Annotated in this window: 1 pseudogene; it reads left to right on the forward strand. The window is 58.6% G+C overall.

Going from position 1 to position 1,737, the window contains the following annotated elements:
• A pseudogene (locus tag Q9I99_RS11160) lies at nucleotides 1–1,737 on the forward strand (DUF6531 domain-containing protein); the annotation flags it as partial.

Consider the following 1,737-nt stretch of genomic DNA (forward strand, 5'->3'; position numbering starts at 1 on the left):
TTGCCGGATATCAGCGACAAAGCGGACGAGCCTTATTCCGCAGCCGACGACGATGAAGACGATCTATATGAAGAAGAGGCTGCGCCAAGACCTGCTTCCGCCGAAGAAGATCCCTACGGTTTGGATGACGCCTATTTTGATCCTTACGAACAAATCTTCTTTTCACAGATTTCAGACGACCTCTACCAAATCTCCTCCCCCGACGGCGGCGCACGGCTGTTGTTTGCCGAAGTCGATTCCGGCTGCGGCATTTACCAACTGGTCGCCCAACTCGACCGCAACGGCCGCCATATCCGCCTCTGCTACGACGACAACGGACTGCCGCACAGCATTTACGACGGCAGCGGCCGACACTTCCAACCCGTATTCTCCTCCATCCGTCTGCACGACAACGATCCCGACTTCGACCCGGCCGGAGAACGGGACGTCTTCGTTTCCGAAGACGAACGTTTCTACGTCAACCGCCTCACCTCCGTCACCTTCAACGGCAAGGAACTGGTGCGCTACGACTACGACGGCTACGGCGATTTGACCGCCGTTTACGGACGCGACGGCAAAAAACTGCGCGGTTTCGCCTACCGCAACCACATCATGGTCGAACACAACCAGCCCGACGGACTGGTATCCCGCTACGAATACGACCGTTACGACACCGACGGCAAAGTGCTCAAAAGCAGCAACAACCTCGGCGAAGAATGGACGTTCGACTACCGCAAAGACCATACCGTCGTTACCGACGCATTGGGACGGACGGAAGTGTACGGTTTCGACGAAAACCACGAACTCGTCTACCGCATCGACACCGACGGACAACGCAGCGACAGCGAACGCGACAGCTACGGCCGCATTACCGTGGAACGCGACCCCCTCGGACGCGAAACCCGCTATCTCTACGATACCGAAGGCAACGTCATCGCCATCACCGCCCCAGACGGCGGCAGCACCCAAATCGACTACCACGAAACCCTCAACCTGCCGGTTGCCGTCAACGATCCCGCAGGCAGGATTACCGCCTACACCTACGACGGACGCGGCAACCTCATCAGCATCACCGACCCCGCCGGCTACACCACAAGCTACGGCTACAACGCCCGATGGCTGCCCGAAACCATTACCGATGCCTTAGGTAAAACCCGATGCCTACAATACGACACCCTCGACCAGCTCGTCTGCTTTACCGACTGTACCGACGAAACCACCCGCTTCGCTTACACCGAATACGGCGATCTCGAAACCGTTACCGATGCACTGGGCCATACCACCCGCCACCACTACGACGCAGCGGGCAACCCCGTCCGTACCGACTATCCCGACGGCAGTCACGAAACCTTCGAATACGACCGCCTCAACCGACTGACCGCCCATATCGACGGACTCGGCGCCAAAACCGCCTACGAACTCGCAGTGGACGGACTGCCGCTCAAACGCACCAACGCACTGGGCCATACCTTCGCCTACGCCTACGACAAAGCCCGCCGTCTGACCGTCCTCACCAACGAAAACGGCGAAACCTACCGTCTCGATTACGGCCCGACCGACAACCTGATCCAAGAAACCGGCTGGGACGGCAAAATCACCGCCTACGGCTACGATGCCGCCGGACAACTGGTGCAACAGACCGAATACGGCCAAAGCACTAGCCAAGGCCGTCTGAAAGACCGACCCGAGACGTGGCACATCCACCGGTTCAAACGCAACAACCTCGGCCAACTGATCGAAAAACAAAGCCGCAAAGTC

Source organism: Neisseria basseii (assembly GCF_962707005.1).
Lineage (GTDB): Bacteria > Pseudomonadota > Gammaproteobacteria > Burkholderiales > Neisseriaceae > Neisseria > Neisseria bergeri.